Origin of the sequence: Lachnospira multipara LB2003, from assembly GCF_000702205.1 — a bacterium.
GTDB lineage: Bacteria > Bacillota > Clostridia > Lachnospirales > Lachnospiraceae > Lachnospira > Lachnospira multipara_A.
Genome location: NZ_JNKW01000014.1, coordinates 1 through 24,254, shown reverse-complemented (window position 1 = coordinate 24,254; position 24,254 = coordinate 1). Strand labels below are relative to the sequence as shown.

At 33.9% G+C, this 24,254-nt stretch carries 20 protein-coding genes, 1 pseudogene and 1 riboswitch; all 21 genes and pseudogenes read right to left on the bottom strand.

Going from position 1 to position 24,254, the window contains the following annotated elements:
- Window positions 1-3 precede the first annotated feature (3 nt).
- Window positions 4-1,383, bottom strand: coding sequence for an acetyl-CoA carboxylase biotin carboxylase subunit (gene accC, locus T537_RS0108715; RefSeq protein WP_031557291.1), 1,380 nt, complete (start codon window positions 1,381-1,383; stop codon window positions 4-6).
- Window positions 1,365-1,835: an acetyl-CoA carboxylase biotin carboxyl carrier protein gene (locus tag T537_RS0108710; protein ID WP_242839179.1), complete on the bottom strand. Its 471-nt coding sequence runs from the start codon at window positions 1,833-1,835 to the stop codon at window positions 1,365-1,367. Before T537_RS0108710 ends, accC begins: the two co-directional genes overlap by 19 nt.
- Before the next feature lie 63 nt (window positions 1,836-1,898).
- Window positions 1,899-2,135, bottom strand: a complete 237-nt coding sequence (gene acpP, locus T537_RS0108705) for an acyl carrier protein (RefSeq protein WP_031557286.1) — start codon at window positions 2,133-2,135, stop codon at window positions 1,899-1,901.
- Between the two features lie 412 nt (window positions 2,136-2,547).
- Window positions 2,548-2,991 (bottom strand): Hsp20/alpha crystallin family protein, encoded by a 444-nt coding sequence (locus tag T537_RS0108700; protein ID WP_027438627.1) that lies wholly within the window; start codon window positions 2,989-2,991, stop codon window positions 2,548-2,550.
- Window positions 2,992-3,146: 155 nt separating this feature from the next.
- A complete protein-coding gene (locus T537_RS12100) occupies window positions 3,147-4,754 on the bottom strand; it encodes a bifunctional diguanylate cyclase/phosphodiesterase (protein ID WP_034244560.1) in 1,608 nt (535 codons plus the stop codon).
- Window positions 4,723-5,679 carry a zinc dependent phospholipase C family protein gene (locus T537_RS12495; protein WP_027438626.1) on the bottom strand — a complete coding sequence of 319 codons (957 nt, stop codon included), beginning with the start codon at window positions 5,677-5,679 and terminating at the stop codon, window positions 4,723-4,725. The genes T537_RS12100 and T537_RS12495 overlap by 32 nt, the downstream gene beginning before the upstream one ends.
- 15 nt (window positions 5,680-5,694) lie before the next feature.
- On the bottom strand, window positions 5,695-6,651 hold the full coding sequence (locus tag T537_RS0108685; RefSeq protein ID WP_051555030.1) for an alpha/beta hydrolase: 957 nt from the start codon (window positions 6,649-6,651) through the stop codon (window positions 5,695-5,697).
- A gap of 85 nt (window positions 6,652-6,736) precedes the next feature.
- On the bottom strand, window positions 6,737-8,290 hold the full coding sequence (locus T537_RS0108680) for an ABC-F family ATP-binding cassette domain-containing protein (RefSeq protein ID WP_031557282.1): 1,554 nt from the start codon (window positions 8,288-8,290) through the stop codon (window positions 6,737-6,739).
- A 250-nt stretch (window positions 8,291-8,540) separates the two neighbouring features.
- Window positions 8,541-9,422 carry a YitT family protein gene (locus tag T537_RS0108675; RefSeq protein WP_027438624.1) on the bottom strand — a complete coding sequence of 294 codons (882 nt, stop codon included), beginning with the start codon at window positions 9,420-9,422 and terminating at the stop codon, window positions 8,541-8,543.
- Window positions 9,423-9,798: 376 nt separating this feature from the next.
- The gene (locus tag T537_RS0108670; RefSeq protein ID WP_051637202.1) at window positions 9,799-11,667 is read right to left on the bottom strand and encodes a DUF975 family protein; all 1,869 of its coding nucleotides are present in this window, start codon (window positions 11,665-11,667) and stop codon (window positions 9,799-9,801) included.
- A complete protein-coding gene (locus T537_RS0108665) occupies window positions 11,660-13,675 on the bottom strand; it encodes a sensor histidine kinase (RefSeq protein ID WP_027438623.1) in 2,016 nt (671 codons plus the stop codon). The genes T537_RS0108670 and T537_RS0108665 overlap by 8 nt, the downstream gene beginning before the upstream one ends.
- Before the next feature lie 5 nt (window positions 13,676-13,680).
- Window positions 13,681-14,436 (bottom strand): response regulator, encoded by a 756-nt coding sequence (locus tag T537_RS0108660; RefSeq protein ID WP_027438622.1) that lies wholly within the window; start codon window positions 14,434-14,436, stop codon window positions 13,681-13,683.
- Window positions 14,437-14,549: 113 nt separating this feature from the next.
- Window positions 14,550-15,917 carry a glycoside hydrolase family 28 protein gene (locus T537_RS0108655; RefSeq protein ID WP_051555028.1) on the bottom strand — a complete coding sequence of 456 codons (1,368 nt, stop codon included), beginning with the start codon at window positions 15,915-15,917 and terminating at the stop codon, window positions 14,550-14,552.
- 18 nt (window positions 15,918-15,935) lie between these two features.
- On the bottom strand, window positions 15,936-16,277 hold the full coding sequence (locus T537_RS0108650) for a PqqD family protein (RefSeq protein ID WP_027438621.1): 342 nt from the start codon (window positions 16,275-16,277) through the stop codon (window positions 15,936-15,938).
- A gap of 163 nt (window positions 16,278-16,440) precedes the next feature.
- A complete protein-coding gene (locus tag T537_RS0108645) occupies window positions 16,441-18,357 on the bottom strand; it encodes an OPT family oligopeptide transporter (protein ID WP_031557275.1) in 1,917 nt (638 codons plus the stop codon).
- A gap of 29 nt (window positions 18,358-18,386) precedes the next feature.
- Window positions 18,387-19,235 (bottom strand): 2-amino-4-hydroxy-6-hydroxymethyldihydropteridine diphosphokinase, encoded by an 849-nt coding sequence (gene folK / locus T537_RS0108640; protein WP_031557273.1) that lies wholly within the window; start codon window positions 19,233-19,235, stop codon window positions 18,387-18,389.
- Window positions 19,236-19,238: 3 nt separating this feature from the next.
- On the bottom strand, window positions 19,239-20,045 hold the full coding sequence (gene folP, locus T537_RS0108635) for a dihydropteroate synthase (RefSeq protein WP_031557271.1): 807 nt from the start codon (window positions 20,043-20,045) through the stop codon (window positions 19,239-19,241).
- A 30-nt stretch (window positions 20,046-20,075) separates the two neighbouring features.
- On the bottom strand, window positions 20,076-20,558 hold the full coding sequence (locus T537_RS0108630) for an HD domain-containing protein (protein WP_031557269.1): 483 nt from the start codon (window positions 20,556-20,558) through the stop codon (window positions 20,076-20,078).
- A gap of 1 nt (window position 20,559) precedes the next feature.
- A complete protein-coding gene (gene folE, locus T537_RS0108625) occupies window positions 20,560-21,111 on the bottom strand; it encodes a GTP cyclohydrolase I FolE (RefSeq protein WP_027438616.1) in 552 nt (183 codons plus the stop codon).
- A gap of 26 nt (window positions 21,112-21,137) precedes the next feature.
- Window positions 21,138-22,442 carry a bifunctional folylpolyglutamate synthase/dihydrofolate synthase gene (locus T537_RS0108620; protein ID WP_051637201.1) on the bottom strand — a complete coding sequence of 435 codons (1,305 nt, stop codon included), beginning with the start codon at window positions 22,440-22,442 and terminating at the stop codon, window positions 21,138-21,140.
- Window positions 22,443-22,499: 57 nt separating this feature from the next.
- Window positions 22,500-22,598, bottom strand: a riboswitch (THF riboswitch).
- A 144-nt stretch (window positions 22,599-22,742) separates the two neighbouring features.
- A pseudogene (locus T537_RS12950) lies at window positions 22,743-24,254 on the bottom strand (hypothetical protein); the annotation flags it as partial.

Sequence of the window (24,254 nt, the reverse complement as noted above, 5' to 3'; positions counted from 1 at the left end):
TCTTTAAGCTTCCTTTCTACTTTCCTTACCCCATTTGATTATTGAATCACTATTTTTTTCAAGGAATGAGGTATCAATTCGTCCCATAATAAATTCAGGATTATACATAAGCAAATAAAGGAAATCGATATTAGTATCAATACCTTCACATGTTAATTCCTCTAATGCCACACGCATTTTTCTAATTGCTTCAAGTCTTGTTGGTGCATTAACAATTATCTTAGCTATCATTGAATCATACCAAGGACTAATGTTAGCTCCTGAATACATAGCGCTTTCAACTCTTACGCCATTACCGCCAGGTAGGTGTAAGAACTTAATTGTTCCTGGACTTGGAGCAAAATCTCTTTCAGGATTTTCTGCATTAATTCGACATTCTAGAGCATAGCCATTAGTCTTAATATCACTTTGCTTAAATGAAAGTGGCAATCCTGCGGCAACTCTTATTTGTTCCTTAACCAAATCAATTCCTGTAACCATTTCTGTTACTGGATGTTCTACCTGAATTCTTGTATTCATCTCAATGAAATAAAAATTTCTATCCTCATCAACAACAAATTCAATAGTACCAACAGATGAATAATTTACTGCCTCTGCAGCTCTAATTGCTGCCTTTTGCATTGCCTGTCTTTGTTTATCATTAAGGATTGATGCTGGTGCCTCTTCAATTAGTTTTTGATTTCTTCTTTGCATTGAACAATCTCGCTCACCTAGGGCTACGATATGTCCAAAGTCATCACCAATAATCTGGAATTCCACATGGTGAGGATTTAAGATTAATTTTTCAATATACATTGAGTCATCGCCAAATGCTGATAGAGCCTCTGCTTTAGCACTTTCAAAAGCATCTTCTAATTCATAGATATCAAATGCCTTTCTCATGCCTCTACCACCGCCGCCGGCTGAAGCTTTAATTAATACAGGGAAACCGATTTTTTTAGCTATTTGCTTAGCTTCTTCTACGGAACTAACAAGTCCATCAGAACCTGGAACAACTGGTACTCCCTTTTTCTTCATAAGGCTTCTAGCAGCTGACTTTTCGCCCATATTTTTTATCATTTCACTGCTTGGACCAATAAATTTAATACCAGCGTCCTCGCACTTTTTGGCAAATTCTGCATTCTCTGATAAGAAACCATATCCTGGATGAATAGCATCACACTTATAACTAATAGCTGCCTGAATTAAGGCATCCTGGTTAAGATATGACTTACTTGGAGATGCAGGTCCAATACAGACGCTAACTGGTGAAAATGTAACAGGTAGTGTATTAGCATCTTCACTTGAATATGCCACAACTGTTTCAATTCCCATTTCCTGGCAGCAGCGAAGTATTCTCATTCCTATTTCGCCACGATTGGCTATTAACAATCTTTTAAACATATAATCTCCTGTCCATATTCAACAAATGTCTCATCAGTTACATTTATCTTAGTTACAATACCGTCCTTAGGAGCTAAAAGCTCATTCATAACTTTCATTGCTTCGATTAAACCAAGTACATCACCCTTCTTTACCTTGTTCCCAGTTTTAACAAATTCAGGTGCCCCTGGCTTACTTGAAGCATAAAAGATTCCAGATACAGGTGCTGTAACATAACTTCCTTCGCTTTCTGTATTGCTTGAAACACTTGTTGTTTCTTTAACTTCTAAAGCCTCAGGCTCTGTGTTTAAAGCACTAGTAACTGATTCTATATTTGTCTTTTTTATACAATCACTTTGTGTGTTCTTCTTAAATGCGAATTTAAAATCTCCGTCTGAAACTGACATCTCTGAAAGACTGCTAGATTCAAACTTTTCCATAAGCATTTCTAAATCCTTTAATTCCAACTTCATTACCTTCACTACGTTTCCTTTCTTGCAAAATAAACGGGGCTTGTTACCAAGCCCCATTAACACTTAGGCAGCCTTAACTGAATCGATGTAATTAACTATTGCCTGTACTGTTGTTAAGTTAGGAATTTCTTCATCAGGAATTGTAATATTGCACTTTTCATCAATTGCCATTACAAGCTCCATAACATCAAGTGAATCGATTCCTAAATCGTTAATTAAATCGCTTTCTAACTTAATATCGTTAGCATCAAGACTTAATGTGTCCACAATAATTTCCTTTACGTTATCAAATGTTGTCATAATTTTTTCTCCCTTTACTTTAAAAAAATTTTGTTTTTCGAAATGCATAATGAAAACGCTATGACTATAAAACAATTAAAAAATTTTGTCAAGCTAGTTTGGAAGCCAAAATAGTATTGGTTTAAATCCCATTTTATCTAGTTTTGCAAACTATGTGTTGTAGTAGGTTTCCAAAGTCGCAGAGCCACTAACTTTGGCTATCAAATAATTGTACACAATCTATTAATTTTTTTATGATTAAATTTGATATGAACAAAAAAGACATTTTTTTTGCATAAAAAAATTCCGGTTAAGATTTTTGTCTTAACCGGAATAAAAATTATTATTTTTTATTGCTATTTTTTTGGATGTGAGTTTGTTATTTGTTACTGTGAATTAGTTGTTACTATGAATTTATTTGCTAATTATTGTTTTACTGAATAGCTATATATTTCTTTTCTTCTACCTTCTTAGTTTCAATCTTCTTAGGTACATAGATATTTAATACGCCATCTTTAAATCCAGCCTTAATCTCATCTTCCTTAATCTCATTACCTATATAATAACTTCTACATACCTGACCTGAATATCTTTCTCTTCTTAAGAAGTTTCCATCCTTGTCCTTCTTCTCTTCATCTGACTCTCTAGTTGCCTCTACACTTAAATATCCATCATTAAGAGAAATCTTAACGTTATCCTTGTCATATCCTGGCAAATCAATTGCTAAGCTATAGCCATCCTTTGATTCTGTAACATCAGTGTTTAGGTGGCCTAAGCAAGGACTTACATATCCAGAAAACAATGCTGGTGTTGTATCCATAAAACCATCAAAAATATCATCTAACATACCATTTCTAACTAATAATGAATTCAACATATTCAATTCCTCCTTAACTTCAAGAGCTATTTTTTATTTTCTTTTCTCTTGATGATTATGTTATACACCTTGTTAGCACTCAAGTCAAGAGAGTGCTAACAAAAGATTTTATAAACTTTATTAAGGAAAAATTAAAAAAATAAATGAATTATAAACTACTTTAACATCCTATAGAAATTATCCATAGGAAGTGGCTTTGAATGGTAATATCCTTGAATTATATCACAGCCTAAATTCATTAATAATTCTTGCTGTTCCTTAGTTTCTACCCCTTCTGCAATAACTGTCATTCTTATATTTTTTAGTATACGAATTATACCCTCTAGAATAGTGATTTCATCAGATTCAGAGTTATTTTTCTTTATACAGTCCACATTTAATTTAACTATATCAATAGGCATTTCCTTTAAGGAATTAAGGACAGAATAACCTCCACTAAAGTTGTCTATTTCAACAAAAAATCCATTTTTTCTCATTACAGCTATAGCTCGTCTAATTTTCTCATCCCCAGCTAAATCAGCCTCATCGATTTCAAGCCTTATAAGCTCATGTGGAATGTTGTATTTCTTAGTTAGAATACAAAAGGCATTATTTACATTAATTTTTTCAAAATCTCTTGCAGACACATTTACAGAAATAGGCATAACCTCTGACTTATTGTCTAGACATTTTCGCAAAAACCTAGCAGTCTCTTCCCATACATAATAGTCCATCTCTGTAATAAATCCATTTTTTTCAAGTATAGGCACAAAGTCGTCTGGCACTGTAATTCCACTTGTTCTTCTTAAGCGAACCAAAGCCTCTGCACTTACTAATTTCCCAGATTTTAAGTCAAACTGAGGCTGCATGTAAACTAAGAATTTTCCTTCTTTAACATAGCTTGCAAAATGCCTTAATATGTGTCTTTCCTTTACCTGTCTAATTCGCATAACATCATCATAAAAAGCAACTTTTTTATTAAGGCCATCACAATCAAGAGCCATTCTTGCTCTTTCGCACATAGATGCAATATCTATTTTTTCGTCTCTTTGCATAACATAAACGCCGTAAACATTTCTAGCCACCAAATTAAAGTCCTTAACCTTAACTCCTATCCAGGAATGTTCCTTTAATTCATTTACATCTAGCTCCGTTTGCGGCATACACATTGCAAAATGATCCGCTTCTAATCTGCCAATTATAGTCCTATCACTAGCAAATCGTCTTAGATAATTAGATATTTCAAAAAGGACTTCATTTCCCACGTCCTGTCCATAATTTTCATTGATAAGTTTAAAGTCTTTTATGTCCGAATAAACAATTAAATATCTTGTGTTAGGACTATTTTTTACAATCTCTTCTGCATACTTATAAAAGGCCTGCATATTGTAAAAATCTGTAATCCCATCATGCTCTAGTTCGTATTTTTGCAATTCATTTTCTTTTTCTTTAGTTGTAAATTCACTAAAAAGCAAATAAGATCCAATAAACTCGTCATTATAGACCTTATTAAAACTGCAATTATACTTTCTGCTAACATTTTTATGTTTAATGCTAACCTCTTTATGAAAACTTTCACTAACATCATCTAAACCTGCAAATCTTCTATCTTCTAGCACATCCCTCAAATTAAAATTTTCTTCAGTAAGGTTTAAATAATGCAGCAATTTAGTGCCTTTATTGTTAGAAAAAGCTAAATTATCCTCTTCATCAAATATAAAAATCGCGCTTTGTGAAAAGTTAATAATATCCTCAAATATCCTTTTCTTTAAGCCATCCTCCATACTCATACTCCTCATCATCATCGTAAACATCATCTCCTAATCGTTCCCCTGAATGATAAGAATAGCTACCAATTAACTTAAACAGCTTATATTCTCTATTCCACTTCTCCTCAAGACCATACAATTCACCTCTTGTGGAATAATTAAACATTCTAAGAATTTCTATATTTCTTTTTATTCCTTCTTCTAATTTTTTCTTAAATTCATCGTAATCTAAACTTGAATAACCATATTTATTATCGTTTATGTACAGATAGCTATAAAACTTCCTGCTCGTAATAATCTTTTCTATTTTTCCAAAAAATCCCTCTTTAATCTTATACTTGTCATTAAAATGACTTCGTACAATTGTGTAGCTTGTATACATTAAATACACAGAAAAAAGATTAATTTTTCTACTGTGAAAAGTTCTACTTACAGCCCTATTAAACACCCTTAAAATCACCTTTTTTTCCATGCCAAAAAGTCTTGTTAGCTGCATAATCTTTACATCTGTGATTTTTCTTTTTAAAAAATCATAAGTTGCATAATTGTCCATAGCTGCCTCATACATAAAGTGTTTTGCTAAGGATTTCATCTTGGTATCTTCCTTACAAAGATCATAAACCAATGGGTGCACTGTTGTATCTGCTGCATAATGACTTATAAATCCAGCATAATAGGCAAGGGCAATTCTTCTACTCTCGCCCTTTAATTTAACGCATTCCTTATATAGATTTCTTAAAAACAAACCACATTTTTCTTCATGCATAACACTTCCAAGGCTCTTCTTTCCAATGGTTATATTAAAAAAGACAAAATCTGGTCCTTCCAATCCAAAGCAATACGCATGCCTATGATCTGAAATGCATTTTTTTAAATATGATAAAGGCAAGCTTTCATAGGCCTTAACACCGCATATATAATGTGAAAAATAAGCAGGCATATAATCACCACCAATCTATTCGTTATCTTTTTTCTTATAGTCTTTTTCTATATCTTTTATAAATTTCTTAACCGTCTTAGTGTAATTTTTTCTATCCACATAATAGCTTAAACAGTGATTTGCACCGTCAATTAAGAGAAGGGATGTATCATTAGTACTAGCATTATAGTTCTCAATTGACATGCTATATGGTACAAATCCGTCATCTTTTCCATGAATTAAAAGTATTGGTGTCTCACAATTTTTCATAGCATCCGAAACACTAAATGCATGAAGTCCCACACCCACTCGCTTCCTCATCATAAGACTTAGGGCATCCATAAAGGGATGTTCTGGAATTCGAGCAATATTCCAGCTTGTATGATTTAATATATCATAGGGCGATGTAAAGCCAGAATCAGCAATTATGCCCTTTACATTATATGGCAAACCATCTGTTCCAGCTGCCATAAGCACAGTACTTGCCCCCATTGAAACTCCATAAAGGTAAATTGATTTTGGTTTATACACCTTATTTAGCCAATTACACCAACTAACACAATCTAACCTTTCATACAAGCCAAATGTAATATATTTGCCCTGACTAAAGCCATGGGCTCTTTGATCAATAAAAAGCAAATTACAACCATTTTTATGAAACCACTTTGCAATTCCTGCAAAATCACGTTCCCAATTACCTCTCCAACCATGGCACATAATCATTGTTCTTTGGGCATTATCTGCTTCAATATAGTATCCTGACAGCTTTATGCCATCAAAACTATTTATTGTTCCTACAGGAACAGCATGAGCCTTAATCCATTCACGTCCAACTTCTATCTCAGATTCCCATGGTGTTCCCTTACCCAATCTTGGAAATTTTTCTAGAGTCTTACGCTCAAAAGCGACATTAAAAAAATACCTAGTGACTCCATAAATTCCTAAAGCTACCGAAGTACATGTGCCAATCAAAACCTTTTGATAAGTCTTCATCTGCGTCCTCCGTTTTGTTATACGTTCATAAAATACTACTATTAATATAACAAATTTAATTTATAAAGTCTACTAGGTATAATAATTATAATCTTGTAGTATATTTTTCTAAATCAATTACCTGTGTTGCAAGGCCTTCGTAAAATTCAGGTTCATGGCAAACCATAAGTACAGAACCTTTGTATTCCTTTAGAGCTCTCTTTAACTCATTTTTTGCATCCTGATCTAAATGGTTTGTAGGCTCATCAAGAACTAGTAAATTAGATTCTCTATTAATTATCTTACAAAGTCTAACCTTAGCCTGCTCTCCACCTGAAAGAACTCTTACCTTGCTTTCTATATGCTTAGTTGTAAGGCCACACTTAGCAAGGGCTGAACGAACCTCGTACTGAGTAAATCCTGGGAATTCTTCCCAAATTTCCTCTATACATGTTGTCTCAATATCTGGAGGTGTTTCCTGCTCAAAATATCCAATTTCAAGATAGTCTCCAAGCTCTACATCTCCAGAAATAGGCTTAATTTGACCAAGAATTGATTTTAGAAGTGTTGTCTTACCAATTCCATTTACACCTCTAATAGTGGCTATATGACCTCTCTCCATCTCTATATTAATAGGCTTTGAAAGTGGCTCATCATAACCTATAACTAAATCATGTGTTTGGAAAATATATCTTGAAGGAGTACGTGCCTCCTTAAAATTAAATTCCGGCTTTGGAGCTTCCTTCTCAAGCTCAATTAAGTCCATATTATCAAGTTTTTTCTGGCGAGACATAGCCATATTTCTAGTTGATACCCTAGCCTTGTTTCTTGCAACAAAATCCTTAAGATCAGCTATTTCTTGCTGCTGCTTATTATAAGCTGCTTCAAGCTGCGCCTTCTTCATTTCATAGACTTCCATAAACTTGTCGTAATCGCCAACATATCTATTAAGCTGACGTCCATCCACGTGATAAATAAGATTTACAACCTTATTAAGGAATGGAATATCATGAGAAATAAGAATAAATGCATTCTCATAATCCTCTAAGTATCTTGTAAGCCAAGCAATATGCTCCTGATCTAAGTAGTTAGTAGGCTCATCAAGAAGTAGAATATCTGGTTTTGCTAGAAGTAACTTTCCAAGTAAAACCTTAGTTCTTTGTCCACCTGAAAGTTCTGTAACATCTCTATCAAGGCCTAATTCAAGTAAGCCAAGAGCTCGTGCAACCTCTTCCACCTTAGAATCAATTAAATAAAAATCTCTATTAGTCAATACATCCTGAATAGTTCCTAACTCTTCCATGTATTTTTCCATTTCTTCATCACTTGCATCACCCATCTTAGCACAAATATCATTCATATGATTTTCAAGTTCAAAAAGATCGTCAAAAGCCATTTTTAACACATCTTCTATTGTCATACCTTTTTCAAGAACAGCGTGCTGATCAAGGTAACCAACCTTCACATTCTTAGCCCATTCAATCTTACCTTCATCAGGCATAAGTTTACCTGTAATAATATTCATAAATGTTGACTTACCGGCACCATTATTACCTACATAACCAACATGCTCACCCTTATTTAGCTTAAATGATACGTCTTCAAAAATTGCTCTATCACCAAAACCATGGGATAAGTGCTCTACTGTTAAAATACTCATAAAATCTCCTTTACCTTTTAAAATTGGATTATTTGTAAGTTTAAAAAAATGCACGAAAGACTAAAAGTCCCTCGTGCATTCCTGCATAAGTGCAACACCTATGCTTGGGAATGTTTCCATTCTCCGATATGTAGTAAATGTGTCTTGTAAGCTTAGTAATAAGTTTCTTAATCTCCTTACTAAGAAACTATTAGCTTAATAAACGGGATTCTTCTTCCCCTCTACCGTTATGAGGAAGGAAAATGATTTATTAATTACTATTCATATTACGTTTACCTTCAATAAATCCCTCACCGAAAACCTCACTGGTCTCTGTGATCATTATGAAGGCATGAGGATCTGCTTTATGAGCTAAATCAGTAACCGCATAAGTCTGATTCTTCGAACATGCACACAACACAACGTCTCTATCATCACCGGTATAACTACCTATGGCTTTGATGATGGTAGAACCACGATCTGTCATGGAACCTATCATGTCCGTTAGCTCTTTACTATGAACAGTAATTATTATTATCAACTTACCTGCTCCCATACCGTAAAGGATCTTGTCCATTACTACGGAGCATGTAAATGCTGATATCAAACCGTAAAGTACTGAATCTATGTCCTTATAGATGAAACCACCTACAACAATAACAATAAAATCAGTAACCATTGTAACGAAGCCAAAACTAAAATGTGGCTTCTTAACCTTGACTGTCATAATGAGGAAATCCATTCCTCCTGAACTAGAGCCTCTCATATAGAAAAGCGCCATTGCTGCACCAATACAAACACCAGAAAAAAGTGCTGCTGTTATTCGACTTCCTGTATATAAAGGAGTCATTGGAGCAATTATGTCAAGGAAGATAGTACTAATAATCAACGAACGAGCGGTCTTAAATAAGAATTTCTTACCCACGACCTTATAACTTATAATAACAAGTGGAATGTTCAAAATAAGTGTAAATACACCAACTGGAACACCACATATATAGTTGATAATCAATGCTATGCCTGATACACCGCCTGGTGTAAAATCTCCCATCTTAGCAAATGTATAATAACCAACTGCATAAAGGAAACCAGCAACTATGTCAAAAAGAATATCAACTAATGTACTACCTATTTTATTTTCTAATTTCTGCATATAACCTCCGCTACTAATAATCATCTTGAATAAAAATTCATCTTTAGTTTCAACTAAGTGATTATTTTTTGGGGAGCGTCTCTGCAATCCTGCCAAAAAAGTTTATCGTGCTTTCTTTGCAAGGGCTTGATTTTAGCGCAAAAAAATAAGCGTTTATCTCATCGCCTTAGCTATTATAACACTCTGACAAGTCTTTGTCACGATTGTTTTTTTATTCATACTACGCATATTTTCTGCATATTTATGCATTTTTAGAGCACTGGGAACGGTTTCATATAAATGGCATAAATACGCAGTTTTAATCAATATAATGCACATTGTTAAATTTAATAAACGAATAAAAAATGAATAAAAGTTACATTATTTTAGTAATACTTTACCGCGTCAAAGGGGCATAAATACTGACAATTCCCACTACTGTACTTGTAACACCCTTTCCTGTGTTAGGATGATTTTTTGAAAAAATCATATCAAACACAAATGCAGCTATCAAAACAATCATTAAAATTGAAACCACAAAACCATTTAGTTTCTTTAATTGCCCCTCAACATATGGTATTAGCCAATAAACAACCGCACATCCACCAATACCAAATATAAGTAGGCCTTCTAAACATATTCTTCCATTTAGGTTTAAGAAATAATTATTATAACTCCACCATCTAAGCCCTGTTAAAGCCTCCATACAATACGAGGTTGAATACTCAACTATTCCACTAATAACTACAATAAACAAAAATTCTTTAAGAGGTGTTTTTCTAAATCTATATCCTAGAGTTATAGATAAAACTGCCCCCACTCCATAAATAGGTATCCATGGGCCATTTAGAGCACCTCTGTTAATAAAACTACCCTTTTGAATTAAATGTAACATGCCTTCCCATGTCCAACCAATTATACTTCCCAAAAAGAAGATTATAACAATTGAGAACATAGAATACATTCTCATGTAATCCGCTTTAACTCTACGTTCCCTAAAGGGTAGCTTAGATAATCTTTCAGGATATATCTCCCCATTCTTTATTTTGTTTAATTCCTCCATAGCAAGCTGTGAAAGCCTATATTTTTCTTGAATTCTATTATATCTAGCATTTCTAAAGCTAAGTCCTAAATTATCCTCAAACCACTTAAAAGCGCCCTTGCTTTCTTTATAGTCATCTTCATTAAAGCTCTTTCCCTTTTGTCTTCTAATGCTTTCAATAGCATTAGCAAGCCACACATCTCCATCTAAGTTGTAGTCATCTGTATCCACATCCTTAATATATTCTTTAATCAAATCCTTGTATTTTTCATTTATTTCCTCTTTATCTGCTATTCTATACAAGAACTTATCATTTAAAACTAGCGCCAATTCACTATTTTTTTCCATTGCAAGTTCACGTAAATACACATAATATTCTGCTATTGTAGCTATCTTATAAGGATTTACAAAAAGCATTCCTAAGATACCATTTGTTATATAGCCTAACATATCCCATAAAACAAATGAAAAATCCAGTTTAAACGCTTCCCATTTATGTCCCCTCATCATTTCCTTTGAAATCTTAATTGCCTTTAATGGCCCTATTTTAGGGTTCTCAGCTAAGATGTATGGAACTAATTTATATGTGTAATACTTAATTGGAAATCCTATAATTGTTATTCCCCATAAAATCAGGAGAAAGTTTCTTAAAAACATTGCCATTGCCACATTAAACAAGCACTTATCATAAAAAAGGAATGTGAATTTTTGGACATCTACCTTCTTATAAGTTCTTGATTCTAGAAAAACTCTTCTAAATGACACCGAGAAGGTATTAGTTATAAATACCCACACCAAAAAATAGCCAAGCATAAAAATTATTATAAATATCTTTCTAGCAAGCACATCTGATTTAACAAAGGAATTAATGCCCTGGATTATTCTATAAAAAAGCAAACCATTAGTGATATTATTAACCACAGAGGCCATAACGCCCCTTGATCTTGCAAGACTAGTTCCTGCACTAGATTCCTTAGCCGTTTCTATCTCTTCCATAATAAGATCTATTACGGTATCAGTACTGTTATTTTCTGTGATTTCCACCACTTGATTAAATTCATTCCACACCTGCTTTGTTGTGTTTGTAGATGAAAAAAATGAATTTGCAAAATCATTTCCTAAAAACGCAGCCATTAAGCAGGCAAATACTAATAAAAAGTAATGTCCCTTTAGTACTCTTTTAGCATTTTTCTTTAATGTATTTCTTGTATTTTTGTTAGTCATTTTTATCTCCGTTAATTATAGTTTCTAGTTTCTTTAAAAGTTTAGTCGTATCAAAAACAACAGATAAATTTCTTATTTCTTCAAAGTCTTCTCTTTCATCATCAGGAATATTATAGTCCTGTAGATGTCTTATTATTTCATCAATGTTTTTATAATCTCCAAGGGATGCATATTCATACATTGCACTATAGGCTTCTTTTAGCTGTTCATTTGATATTTCTTCTTCTTTCTTAAAATTGTTATAGAAATAATTTACTACATTGCCTAAGTCTATGTCTAGTTTTTTCAATTGTTCCATTAAAAGCTTATGCTCTGGCTCAATTTCCTCCATTGTCTTAGTCTCACTCATTTCCTCTAATAATGCAGCTTGCTTGGAAATATCCATTGCCCCTATTAATCTTAAGGAACTCTTTAAACCATGCACACTTACACCATATTTAGACAAATCCTTGTTATCAAAATATTCTTCTAAATTATCCATTGTCTGCTTAAGAGTTGTTTTTATAGTAATAATGCTATTTTTAAGAGTTTCCTTAGTCATACAATTCTTAAGTGCAACTACCGAATCAATATACTCAATTTGATTAAAGACATTAAGTCCTTCACTTAAGCTATCCGTATCATTAATATTTACATAATTATTCTTTCTTGTTGAATAAATCTTATCCTCTGGTAAATACATAATAAGGGTCTTTTCTAAATCTTCCCCCCTAACAGGCTTTGTTAAATAATCCGTAAAACCTAAATTAATATACTGATCACGCATTCCATTTATAGCGTTGGCTGTTAAGACTATGACAGGAACAGACGCTTTAACAGGATCGCTATTTTGTCTGATTTTTTCAAGAGTCTCAACTCCATCCATATCAGGCATTCTGTGATCTAGAAAAATTACATCGTAATTATTTTTCTCTATAAGTTTAAGGGCATCCTTTCCACAAAAGGCTATATCTGTCCTTATCTTTGTATCTGAAAGCAATCCTACAACCACTCTTGCATTAACCTCAACATCATCAACAACTAAGATCCTTGCATTGGGCGCCTCAAAGGATTCTTTATATCTATTAATTTTGCTAAAGGATTTTTTAAACTGACTAACCACATCTCCACAGGGAAGCCAAGCCACAATCTTTTGCCTAACCGTAAAGGAGAATGTAGAACCAATACCATAAACGCTTTCTATTTCTAGCTTTGAGCCCATCTTTTTTAGGATTTCATTAGTTAAATGAAGCCCAAGACCAGCTCCTTCCTTAGATAGATTAATGTTTTCCTCAAGTCTTTCAAAGGGCATAGTAACACGTTCTATATCTTCTTTTTTAATACCAATACCTGTATCTGAAACAACTATAAAAATATCTACAGTTTCCGAGTCAATTTTCTCACAATCAATGCTTATAGCAACTCTTCCAGCTTTGGTATATGAAATGGCATTTGATAAAATATTATGAATACACTCCTTTAATCTTTGGGAATCCCCATAAAGCCTAAGGGGAATATCTGGGTTAACATAAGCATTAAAATCTAGATTCTTTAATATTGCAATTTCATAATTCATTGCCAAAATATCAGTTATTAAATTGTCAAATCTATAAGGTATGGGATTTACGTTTAACTTGCCAGACTCTATATTAGAATAATCCCTTAATTCATTTACAAAAGTAAGTAAAGTCCTTGTTGAATATTCTATATTTTTGGCATAACTCACTATATTTTTATCTTTAGCTTCTCTAAGAATCAACTCATTCATGCCCATTATGGCATTTAATGGCGTTCTAACTTCATGAGACATTTTTACTAAAAACTGTAAACTTGCCTCAATTTTCTCTTTTTCATTATTGATTTTATTCGTATCTTTACTATCTAAATTGGCTTTATCTTTACCATCTTTATCTAAGTCTTTACTAGACTTCCTTAAACCTATATTCTTTATGTGATTTATAACAAGAAAAAGATTAACAATGCATAAAACCACCATCACACAAGAAAGTATCAAAATTAATAACATCATACAATTTATTTCCTGCTATCTAAAAACTCATCAATACTTAAAATCAATTGGGCTGGTTCCATTGTCTTTAGCAAATACTTTACAGGGTGCAAACTCAGTACATTCATAACACTATCTTTATCTGATTTACCTGTTAAAAACATAATTGGTATATTCCTTGTTGATGGCTCTTCATGCAACATTTTAAAAACCTGAGTTCCATCAACTACTGGCATACTAACATCTAGAATTATAAGATCAACCTTTCGTTTAGTCAGAAACATTATGGCATTCATTGCAGAATTTGCCATATATACTTTATATTTAACTGATAAAAAATCACTTAAGGATCTAAGGGAAGAAGGATCGTCATCCACTATAAGAATACTTTTTTCCTCTTCCACTATCTCTTCCTTCATTACCAATAAAGAAAAAAACTTATACATTCCAGCCATATCCACTGGTTTGTCAAAGGTATGCTTTATTAAGTGTTCTGGAATATACATAGTTACATTTCTAAGTTCACTTTCAGAAGCTACAAGATAAAGGGATAAATCCCTATGAATAACTGTAGCTTTTAAATACTCAAACACCTTTATGTAATCCCTGACTTCACTTTCAATATAAAGAAGCCATATGTCTGATTCTTCTTCAATTGAAACTAAAGCTTCAACGCTAGCAGCAACAGGGATTACATTAAACCCCTGCTCTTCTAGGCCTTTTTTAATTGAGCCATAAATAAAGCCCTTCTCATTGCCTATAAACACAATTTTTTCATGCATAATATTCACCTATTTTTAAATAGTCACACCAAAAATATTAATTATATTATAGCAAAACTTAAATTATATTGCAAAAAATATAAGCAACAAAAAGGGAGTTATTATGCAACTCTTTATTTTTCAATATTAATATTAACGCCCTTAATAACTGATTCGCCACAATTCTCAAATGTTGAATTTGTTATTGTAATATCTGATATTGTATCTTCTCTTCCAACTAAAGGTTCAATCTTTATAGCATGCTTTGCACCTACACAATTTACCTTATCTATTGTTATATTCTTAAAAAATGGAATGTCTTCCTCATTTTCCTTAGCAATTACTTCGTTACGATTAAGGGAATTTAATACATAAGACATGGTCATAATGATGCCTTCGTTAATAATATTCATCATATTCACATTCTCAATATGGATATTCTCTACAACACCACCACGTCCTAGAGCACTTTTCATTCTAATACCCACATCAGTTCCAAGGAATAAACAATCCTTAACATATACATTCTTAACACCACGGCTCATTTCTGAACCAATAACGAAGCCACCATGTCCTTCATTTACAAGGCAATCATGAATATATACATTCTCACAAGGACCTTTGATTGTTCTTGCCACTGCATTTTTTCCAGACTTAACGCAAATAGCATCATCACCTGTCTCAAATCTAGAATTATAAATCTCAACTCCATTACATGACTCAATATCAATGCCATCACCATTTTGAGCATGATATGCGTTATTCACGTTAATATTTCTAACTGTAAGATTTGTGCAGAAAAATGGATGAATATTCCAAGCTGGAGAATTCTTAAATGTAACCCCTTCAAGTAATACCTTATCACAATGCTTTAAACTAATTAAAACAGGTCTATAAAAATCATAATAAGGTTTAGCTAGTTCTAGAACCTCATCATCTGACTTACCCTCGTATCCTTTTTGAATGTTAAGTCTGTTTCCCTCAAATGATGACTTAGTTGGAAACCACACTCCACCTTCCTTGGTATCTAGAACATATTCACTTTTTTCAAATAGTGCATTCCAAGCTCTATTTGTAAGCTTAAATTCCTTAATAGGTCTCCATTCATCGCCACTACCATCAATTACACCATTACCTGTAATAGCTATATTTACAGCATTATTTGCGCTAATAGGAGATACTGTTCTTATGCATTCCTGTCCCTCATAATTAGTTATAATTAAAGGATATTCCTCGCTATTTTTTGAAAACTTCAACACAGTCTGTCTATTAAGGTGTAAATTTACATTTGATAATAATCTAATTGGTCCCGTAATCCACATACCGTCAGGAATGTTTAAAGTTCCGCCGCCACTAACACTAATTTCTTCAATTGCCTTATTAATGCAGGCTGCATTATGTTTACTTGTATTAATGTCTGATAAATTAGGAATTAAATCAGTCTTAGTTAAATTCACCTCATAGCTGTTAAATTCTGGTGTTACAATACTAAATTCTCTCATCTTTCTAATCTCCATCTGTTATTTAAATTGAATAAATCCTAAATTGTCCAATGTCTTAATGTATTGTGACAATCTCTCATATAAAGGATTGGCCTTCTCTCCGTATTTATCTGCCACAAGCATTCCAATATCATAAATACTTCTATTGCCATCTATTTGCTGCCAAATAAAACTACCAAGTCCCTCAAGTTTAATCTGACTAGTCTTTGGTGTCTTAAAAAGTTTCTGGGCTATAGAATTATAAAAGCCTTTATTTACCTGTGTTACATACACTATTCCACCCTTTAGTTCCCACTTTCTATCCTCTGGTATATACGGAATTTTATCGAGATAATTTTCTTTTTTCTTATCCTTCTTCACTATATTCACCGCTTTCTAAATAATTTCTAATTTATTGTCACACAATCAAAAATACTCGTCAAGAAAAGTATATTAATTCTAAAAAGCTCCCCGCTAGAATCTATGCAATAAATTACACATTATTCTAACAGAGAGCCTTTATTATATTTAAGCAAAATAGAATTTACTTATAATTTTTCTTATTCCACACTGTAAATTTAATTAATGAAAGTGTTAATAATAAGAAGAATACTAAGCTTCCGATACTTCCTAAATCGATTCCTCTAGCTGTTAAATCAATTACATCTGCAATTGTATTGCCATTGCCAACTGAAATTACAGCAAATACAGCTAAAATAATACCAACTAAACCTTCACCAGCAATTAAACCTGAAGAATAAAGAATACCTGCTGTTGTTACCTTATCCTTATCTCCATCATTCTTATACTTCTTATGGTCTAACCAATATCTAATTAAGCCACCAATCATAATTGGAACTGATAAATGAATTGGTAAGTAAAGACCAATTGCTACTGGTAATACTGGAATTGCAAGGAATTCAATAACTACTGCAATAAATACACCAACAAATACAAGGTTCCAAGGTAAGTTACCACCCATAACGCCTTCAACTACAAGTTTCATTAATGTTGCCTGTGGTGCTGGAAGTTCCTGTGTACCAAAGCCCCAAGCGTTATTAAGAAGCACCATAACACCAGTCATTGCAAGACCAGCAGCAATAACACCAATAATTTCGCCAATCTGCTGATTTCTAGGTGTTGAACCAATTATATAACCTGTCTTTAAATCCTGTGATGTATCACCTGCAATAGCAGCAATAATACAAATAACAGTACCAATCATAATAGCTATTGTCATACCAAGGCCACCAACTACACCAGTTGCCTTAAGGATTACTGTTGTAATAATTAAAGTTGCAATAGCCATACCTGATACTGGGTTATTAGAGCTTCCTACTAAACCAACCATTCTTGAAGAAACAGTTGCAAAGAAGAAACCAAAAATAACAATAAGAAGTGCTGTTCCAATATTAATATGTGTTGAAGGTACAGCAACTAATACAACTAAACAAGCTGCGATGATTAAAATAATCACCTTAATATCAAGATCCTTGTCTGTTCTTAAAGTTGAAGCTGTCTTATCAGAATTCTTAAGTGATTTAATATTCTCACCAAATGTCTTAACAATAAGTGGAAGTGATTTCACAAGAGAAATAATACCGCCTGCTGCTACAGCACCAGCACCGATATATCTAATATATGAGCTCCAAACTTCATCAACTGTCATCTGTGAAATCTGAACAGTTGCTGGGAAAACTGTAGCGTCTGCACCAAATGCTACAAGTAATGGCATAATTACTAACCAAGCAAGAATACCACCTGCCATCATATATGATGAAATTCTAGCTCCACAAATATAACCTACACCAAGGAGTGCTGGAAGAGTATCCATACCCACACCAGAACCCTTATAACTCTTAAAACTATATGAAATTTCACTAGGGAAAAGCTTTAAGCCATCTGCAATAAATTTAAATGCAGCTGCAATGCCTAATCCTGCAAATACTGTACCTGCTGCATTACCGCCCTCTTCACCAGCAATTAATACTTCTGCACATGCTGTACCTTCTGGATAAGGTAATACCCCATGTTCCTTAACAATTAATGCCTTACGAAGTGGAATCATAAATAAAACACCAAGTAAACCACCACAAATAGAAACTACTGCAATAGCTACTACTGAAAGGGTAACATCATATCCCTCTTCAATCCACATAAAAATTGCAGGTAATGTAAAAATAGCACCTGCTGCTACTGATTCACCAGCTGAACCAATTGTCTGTACCAAGTTGTTCTCAAGAATTGAGTCCTTTTTAAGGATCATTCTAATTACACCCATTGAAATAACTGCTGCTGGAATTGACGCTGATACAGTCATACCAACTCTAAGGCCTAAGTATGCATTAGCCGCACCGAAAATAACTGCTAATAAAACACCTAGAATAACTGATGTTGGTGTTATTTCTGGCATAACCTGATCTGCTGAGATATATGGTTTAAAGTCTTTATTATTTGCCATAAATATTAATCTCCTACTTTCAACTATTCTTATTTTTCTTTAATATAATTTTTCTTATTTGCTTCAAGAAGCTCTGCAACGGTTGTACCAAAAATCGGATGTCGAACCCAAGGTGCAATCTGAGCCAACGGAACCAAAACAAAATCTCTTAAATGCATTTGTAAATGTGGTATGCTTAAATCTTTAGAGTTAACTACAAGATCATCGTAAAAGATTATATCTAAATCCAATGTTCTTGGACCCCAATGAATTGTTCTTTTCCTTCCTGCTTCATTTTCTATTTCATGTAATTTATCCAGCAATTCATTTGGTGAATATAGAGTCTGAATTCTAACACAACCATTAAGGAAATCATCCTGTTGTACTCCTCCATAAGGCAGAGTTTCGATGAAATCAGATACCTCTTTTACACGCACACAATCTAGATTATCTAACGAATTTATGGCATCGTCAAGAAATTTTTTTCTGTCTCCCATGTTAGAACCCAGCGCAACGTAGGCTACATGCCAACTGCGGCGTATTTTCACTGAGACGCTTTCAAGCGGTAAATTAACAGGTGCCCATGGTTTTTTTATTTCTAATGAAATAGCTTCTAAACCTTTGGTATTAAGTAGAAGATACCTAGCTAACTTTTCTGCTACTGTTTCAATTAATTTATATGTATGATTTTTCATGAAATCAGTTATCTGATTTGAAATTTCTGCGTAATTAATCGATAAATCAAGATTATCTGTTGTGGCAGCGTTTCTTGTGTTAGTATAAAGCACTGCATTTACAATGAATTTTTGTCCAAGAAATTGTTCTTCTTTAAACACGCCATGTTTAGCAAAAACCTCAAGTCCATCTATATGTATCTGATCTAAATCTTCTAAATTCATACCCTAACTCCTTTTGATTGCCATAGTCATATCTAATGCCCTTTTATTTTCCAAAACGTCATGAACTCTAAAAATACTTGCGCCCTTCATAGCACCAATTACTGTGGTTGCAACTGTACCTTCCACTCTTTCATTTTTATCTACATTTAATGTAAGTCCAATCATAGATTTTCTCGAAGTTGCAAGTAGTATTGGATATCCTAATTCTCCTAACCTTTCAAGCTTATTAGTTATTTCTAAGTTCTGCTCTAGGCTTTTTGCAAAGCCAACTCCTGGGTCTATCATAATATTCTCATCTTTAATATTGGCTTCTTTAGCGATTTTTATAGATTCCTTTAAATCAGCTATTACATCATCCATAAATGAATTGTAGTTCTCATTATCTCTGTTATGCATAATACACACAGGAACTTCATATTCACTTACAACTGCTGCCATATTCTTATCATATTTAAGGCCCCATATGTCATTTACCATATCTGCACCTGCATTAAGTGCAGCCCTTGCTACTTCTGACTTATATGTATCTATTGAAACAGCCACACTAAGATTTTCTTTAATAGCCTTTATTACTGGGACAACTCTATTTATTTCCTCTTCATCACTAATCTTAGTATATCCAGGTCTTGTGGATTCTCCACCAACATCAATAATTGTAGCTCCCATATTTACCATTTCTTTTGCATGTTCAAGTGCTTTATTAACATCGTTCCACTTGCCACCATCGCTAAATGAATCTGGTGTAACATTAAGAATTCCCATAATGTAGCCCTTGTTATCTAAGTCAAATTCTTTATTTCCAATTATCATTTTCCTTACTCCTAAATTCTGTCCTTAATATTAGCTTTCTATTGTATAATTTTTCTTTTCTTTGCTCCATTTACAGTCTGCTATAGCATTACAACAAAAACAGTTTCTTGATTTTTTATCAGCCCTGTAAATAAGTCCGCAAAGTCCCTTATCCTCTAGTTCTTTAATATTCTTGTGTTCCCCAATTGCCATACAAATAAGCTTAATATCATCTTCGCCAAATCCACACTCTGGCAAAATTTTCTTAGCTAATAGTACACTTGCCTTATCATGTGGCAAATTTTCCTTATACTCTAAAACTCTTCCTAAATCGTGAAGAAGGGCTGTGGCATAAATAATACTTTTATCTATACCTAGCCCTTTCTCTAAATTTTCAATGTAGGCTAGTCTGGCAACATCAAGTAAATGCTCCAGACCATGTCTACAAAATGTTCTATTTTTTTCCAACTCTTTTAAAGAGTCTAAATTAGTTTTATATGTATTATTATTCAGTATTCTATTGACTCTATCCATATTACCCTAACATTCTATAAAAAGTATTTTCTAGCTTTTCATCTTCAAATGCTCCACGCTTAACTACTGTAACAGTCTTAGAGCCTGGTTTTTTAATGCCTCTCATTGTCATGCACATATGCTCAGCCTCAACATAAACCATAACGCCCTTACAGTCTAACTCCTTCATAAATGCATCAGCAATCTGATTAGTAAACTGCTCCTGAATCTGTAATCTTCTAGCATAAACTTCAACAGTTCTAGCGATTTTACTAAGTCCAACAACCTCGCCATTAGGAATATAAGCTACAGCCACCTTTCCATAGAATGGCAACATATGATGCTCGCATAATGAATAAAAGAATATGTCTTTTTCCATAACAATATCTGAATTATCTACATGGAATCTCTTGGATAAATGTTCTTTAGCATCATCACTATATCCTGCAGCTAATTCATGATACATCTTAGCTACTCTTTCTGGTGTTTCGATTAAGCCTTCTCTGTTAATATCTTCACCAATACCTTCAAGAATTAATCTAACGCCTTCTTTTATCTTCTCGTCATCAAACATTTCTCACACCTAACCTTCCTAAACCATTATTTTTTTAATCTATTTATAAAAATGTTTTTTATTAACCCCACATAATATAATGAGCCAAAAGCCACAATTATATCTTTATCAGTTGTATTTGCAAGCACATAGTCTACTGCTTCTTCTAAAGAATCCTTAGGAACTGCTTTAAGCTTATATTCCTTACTTATAATTTCGCTTAAATTGCCTGCATCTAGCGCCCTAGGATTTGGCGGTGTAATGCACACAAATTCTTTAGCAAGTGGAGTGACTTTGTTAAGCATATGCATATAATCCTTATCTGCTAATACACCCATTATAAAAACAATTTTTTTGTCCTTAAAGTGCTTATAAATACTACTTACAAGTACATCAATCCCTTTAGCATTGTGTCCTCCATCAACTACTATTACAGGTTTCTTTGATATACATTCAAACCTACATGGCCATTTGCAGTTAATAAGACCCTGTCTAATAGTCTCTGTAGTAATTCCTTTATAGCCCTTTTCTCTTAAAATGTGAGCAGCACTAATAGCAAGAGCCGCATTATATATCTGATAATCTCCTGCCAAATTGATTTTTAAAGTACCCATGCCATTCATTGTAAAAGTCTGTCCATCTAAACTAATAGAATCAGCTTTTAAGCCAACTGGAAGTTCTGAATAATGAAGTCTTGCTTTTTTTCTTCTAACTTCCTGTTCTATAACTTCTAATACTTCGTTGTCCTGATCACATGTAAGAACATCTACGCCGTCTTTAATAATGCCGCATTTGTGCTTTGCTATTTCTGTTAATGTATTACCTAGAACTCTAACGTGGTCGAAACTAATAGATGTGAGAATAGCGAGTTCACAGGTATCAATAACATTAGTAGAATCAAGCAATCCGCCAAGGCCTACCTCTAATAAACAAATATCACAGTCCATGGATAAAAAATACAAAAAACTCATAACAGTAGTTATTTCAAACTCTGTTGGAAGATCAAGTTCATCCTTCTCCATTTGTTTAATAGCAACTTGAAGAAGTGTTGTTAACTTTACTACATCTTCCTTGCTAATGCATTTGTTATTCACTTTAATGATTTCTGTAAAATCTGTTAATGCTGGTGACGAATAGACTCCTACCTTTAATGACGAACTTTCTAGAATATGAGACAAAAACGAAACCGTTGAGCCCTTGCCGTTAGTTCCTGCAACATGCACAAACTTTAACTTTTTATGAGGGTTTCCAACATAGTGTAACAAATTAGTAATTCTCTCAAGTCCTAGCACCATGCCATTACTATTAGTACTTTTAATATACTTAATAGCTTCCTCGTAATTCATAGGCATAAAAAACCTCCTTATGTAATTCCTCAACTACATAAGGAGGTAAAACTCTCGGTATGTAGCAGCGGGATGCGAATCTGAAACCGCAAGTTTATACTTTTCGTCTAGACGACAACTCCCTGTTCATCTAGCACTTAACGCTTCAAAATCTACTCTGCATATTGTTAGTACATCTAATGCACTGATATATACGACAATATAGTAACCATTTTCATATAAAAAATCAAGCATATAATGTATTCTTTTGATAAAGTTGAAATAAAGCCCTAAGTTGTTTAATAATACACTTAAGGCTTTATATTTTTATGATTCTATTTCTACTAAAATACCTTCAGCTATGCTAATACTTGCCACCCAACCTTCATCAATCTGAATAACTTTATGATGTATTTTTTTCTGAGCATAAGCCTTATCAATTGCCATTTCATAATCGTCATATTCTGGCCTTACGTCAAAACCATCAATATAGCTTTCATAATCTGTAAAAATTGGTCGATTATCATCTGGCGAAGTAATAGCACTAGTATCAATTGTAATGTTGATTTCTTTGTCTTGTGCCAAAGCTTCTTCTGTTACCGGCTCTTCTGTTACAGACTCTTCCATTGCCGGCATTTCCATGGTCTGTACTTCTTCCGTTACTTGAGCTGCTTCCTCTACGGGTTCTGTTTCCATCTGAGCTGTCTCCTCTACAGCTTCTGCTTCCATCTGAGCTGTCTCTTCAAGATTTGTAGTTTCTGTAGCTTCTGCATCCTCAAATGATTCTCCTTCGCCAACAAATTCAACTACCTGTTCTTCCACATTAGGTAACTCGTAATTAGAATTCTCAAGCTCTGCTAATATATCAACATTAGGATCAACTATTTCTATTTCATCTGATTCAATATCTAATATATTCTGTAATACAGACTTAGTGCCCTCTATTCTATCCATTGTAGCCTTCTCAGCTGCCTCTGTTAATTCTAGCATTTCAGCAACTAATGATTTAACTGGATTAGTATTAACTTCTTCCTCAGGAGTCTCAACTATAGATTCAACATCAACAACAGATTCCTCAGCTACTGGCACTTCTTCTGCCACTGGCATCTCTTCCACCGGTGCTTCTTCCACTACTGGAGTTTCTTCCATTACTGGTATTTCTGCCGTCATTTCTTCCACTGGTACTTCTTCCACTACTGGTGTTTCCTCGGCTACTGGCACTTCTTCTGCCACTGGCATCTCTGCCATCATTTCTTCTACTGGTGGCTCTTCCATTACTGGTGTTTCCTCAGCCACTGATACATCCTCAGCTACTGGCATTTCTGCCACCATTTCTTCTACCGGTGCTTCTTCCACTACCGGTATTTCTTCAGCTACTGGGGTCTCTTCCATTACTGGCATTTCCTCCGCCACTGGAACTTCCTCAGTCACTGGCATCTCTGCCACCATCTCTTCCACCGGTGTTTCTTCAACTACTGGCATTTCCTCGGCTACTGTGGTTTCTTCTGCTACTGAAGGTTCTTCCATTACCGGAATATCCTCAGCCACTGGCATCTCTTCCATTACTGGCATTTCTGCCACTGGAACTTCTTCTACTACTGGTGTTTCTTCAACTACTGGAACTTTCTCTGCCACTGGAACCTCTTCTGCCACTGGCATTTCCTCTGCTACCGGTGCTTCTTCTGCTACTGAAGGTTCTTCCATTACTGGTGTTTCCTCAACTACTGGAACTTCTTCTGTCACTGGCATTTCTGCCACCATTTCTTCCACTGGTTCTTCTACTACCGGTGTTTCTTCTGCCACTGGAGGTTCTTCCATTACTGGCATCTCTGCTACTGG

Excerpts from the sequence above, each read along its gene's own strand:
- acpP (WP_031557286.1), bottom strand. The coding sequence starts at position 2,135 with ATGACAACATTTGATAACGTAAAGGAAATTATTGTGGACACATTAAGT.
- T537_RS0108710 (WP_242839179.1), bottom strand. The coding sequence starts at position 1,835 with ATGAAGTTGGAATTAAAGGATTTAGAAATGCTTATGGAAAAGTTTGAA.
- T537_RS0108700 (WP_027438627.1), bottom strand. The coding sequence starts at position 2,991 with ATGTTGAATTCATTATTAGTTAGAAATGGTATGTTAGATGATATTTTT.
- T537_RS0108660 (WP_027438622.1), bottom strand. The coding sequence starts at position 14,436 with ATGCATGAAAAAATTGTGTTTATAGGCAATGAGAAGGGCTTTATTTAT.
- T537_RS0108645 (WP_031557275.1), bottom strand. The coding sequence starts at position 18,357 with ATGGCAAATAATAAAGACTTTAAACCATATATCTCAGCAGATCAGGTT.
- T537_RS0108670 (WP_051637202.1), bottom strand. The coding sequence starts at position 11,667 with ATGACTAACAAAAATACAAGAAATACATTAAAGAAAAATGCTAAAAGA.
- T537_RS0108665 (WP_027438623.1), bottom strand. The coding sequence starts at position 13,675 with ATGATGTTATTAATTTTGATACTTTCTTGTGTGATGGTGGTTTTATGC.
- T537_RS0108655 (WP_051555028.1), bottom strand. The coding sequence starts at position 15,917 with ATGAGAGAATTTAGTATTGTAACACCAGAATTTAACAGCTATGAGGTG.
- folE (WP_027438616.1), bottom strand. The coding sequence starts at position 21,111 with ATGTTTGATGACGAGAAGATAAAAGAAGGCGTTAGATTAATTCTTGAA.
- T537_RS0108685 (WP_051555030.1), bottom strand. The coding sequence starts at position 6,651 with ATGAAGACTTATCAAAAGGTTTTGATTGGCACATGTACTTCGGTAGCT.
- folP (WP_031557271.1), bottom strand. The coding sequence starts at position 20,045 with ATGATAATTGGAAATAAAGAATTTGACTTAGATAACAAGGGCTACATT.
- T537_RS0108630 (WP_031557269.1), bottom strand. The coding sequence starts at position 20,558 with ATGGATAGAGTCAATAGAATACTGAATAATAATACATATAAAACTAAT.
- T537_RS12100 (WP_034244560.1), bottom strand. The coding sequence starts at position 4,754 with ATGGAGGATGGCTTAAAGAAAAGGATATTTGAGGATATTATTAACTTT.
- T537_RS0108675 (WP_027438624.1), bottom strand. The coding sequence starts at position 9,422 with ATGCAGAAATTAGAAAATAAAATAGGTAGTACATTAGTTGATATTCTT.
- folK (WP_031557273.1), bottom strand. The coding sequence starts at position 19,235 with ATGAATTTAGAAGATTTAGATCAGATACATATAGATGGACTTGAGGTT.
- T537_RS0108680 (WP_031557282.1), bottom strand. The coding sequence starts at position 8,290 with ATGAGTATTTTAACAGTAGAGCACTTATCCCATGGTTTTGGTGATAGA.
- T537_RS0108620 (WP_051637201.1), bottom strand. The coding sequence starts at position 22,442 with ATGCCTATGAATTACGAGGAAGCTATTAAGTATATTAAAAGTACTAAT.
- T537_RS12495 (WP_027438626.1), bottom strand. The coding sequence starts at position 5,679 with ATGCCTGCTTATTTTTCACATTATATATGCGGTGTTAAGGCCTATGAA.
- accC (WP_031557291.1), bottom strand. The coding sequence starts at position 1,383 with ATGTTTAAAAGATTGTTAATAGCCAATCGTGGCGAAATAGGAATGAGA.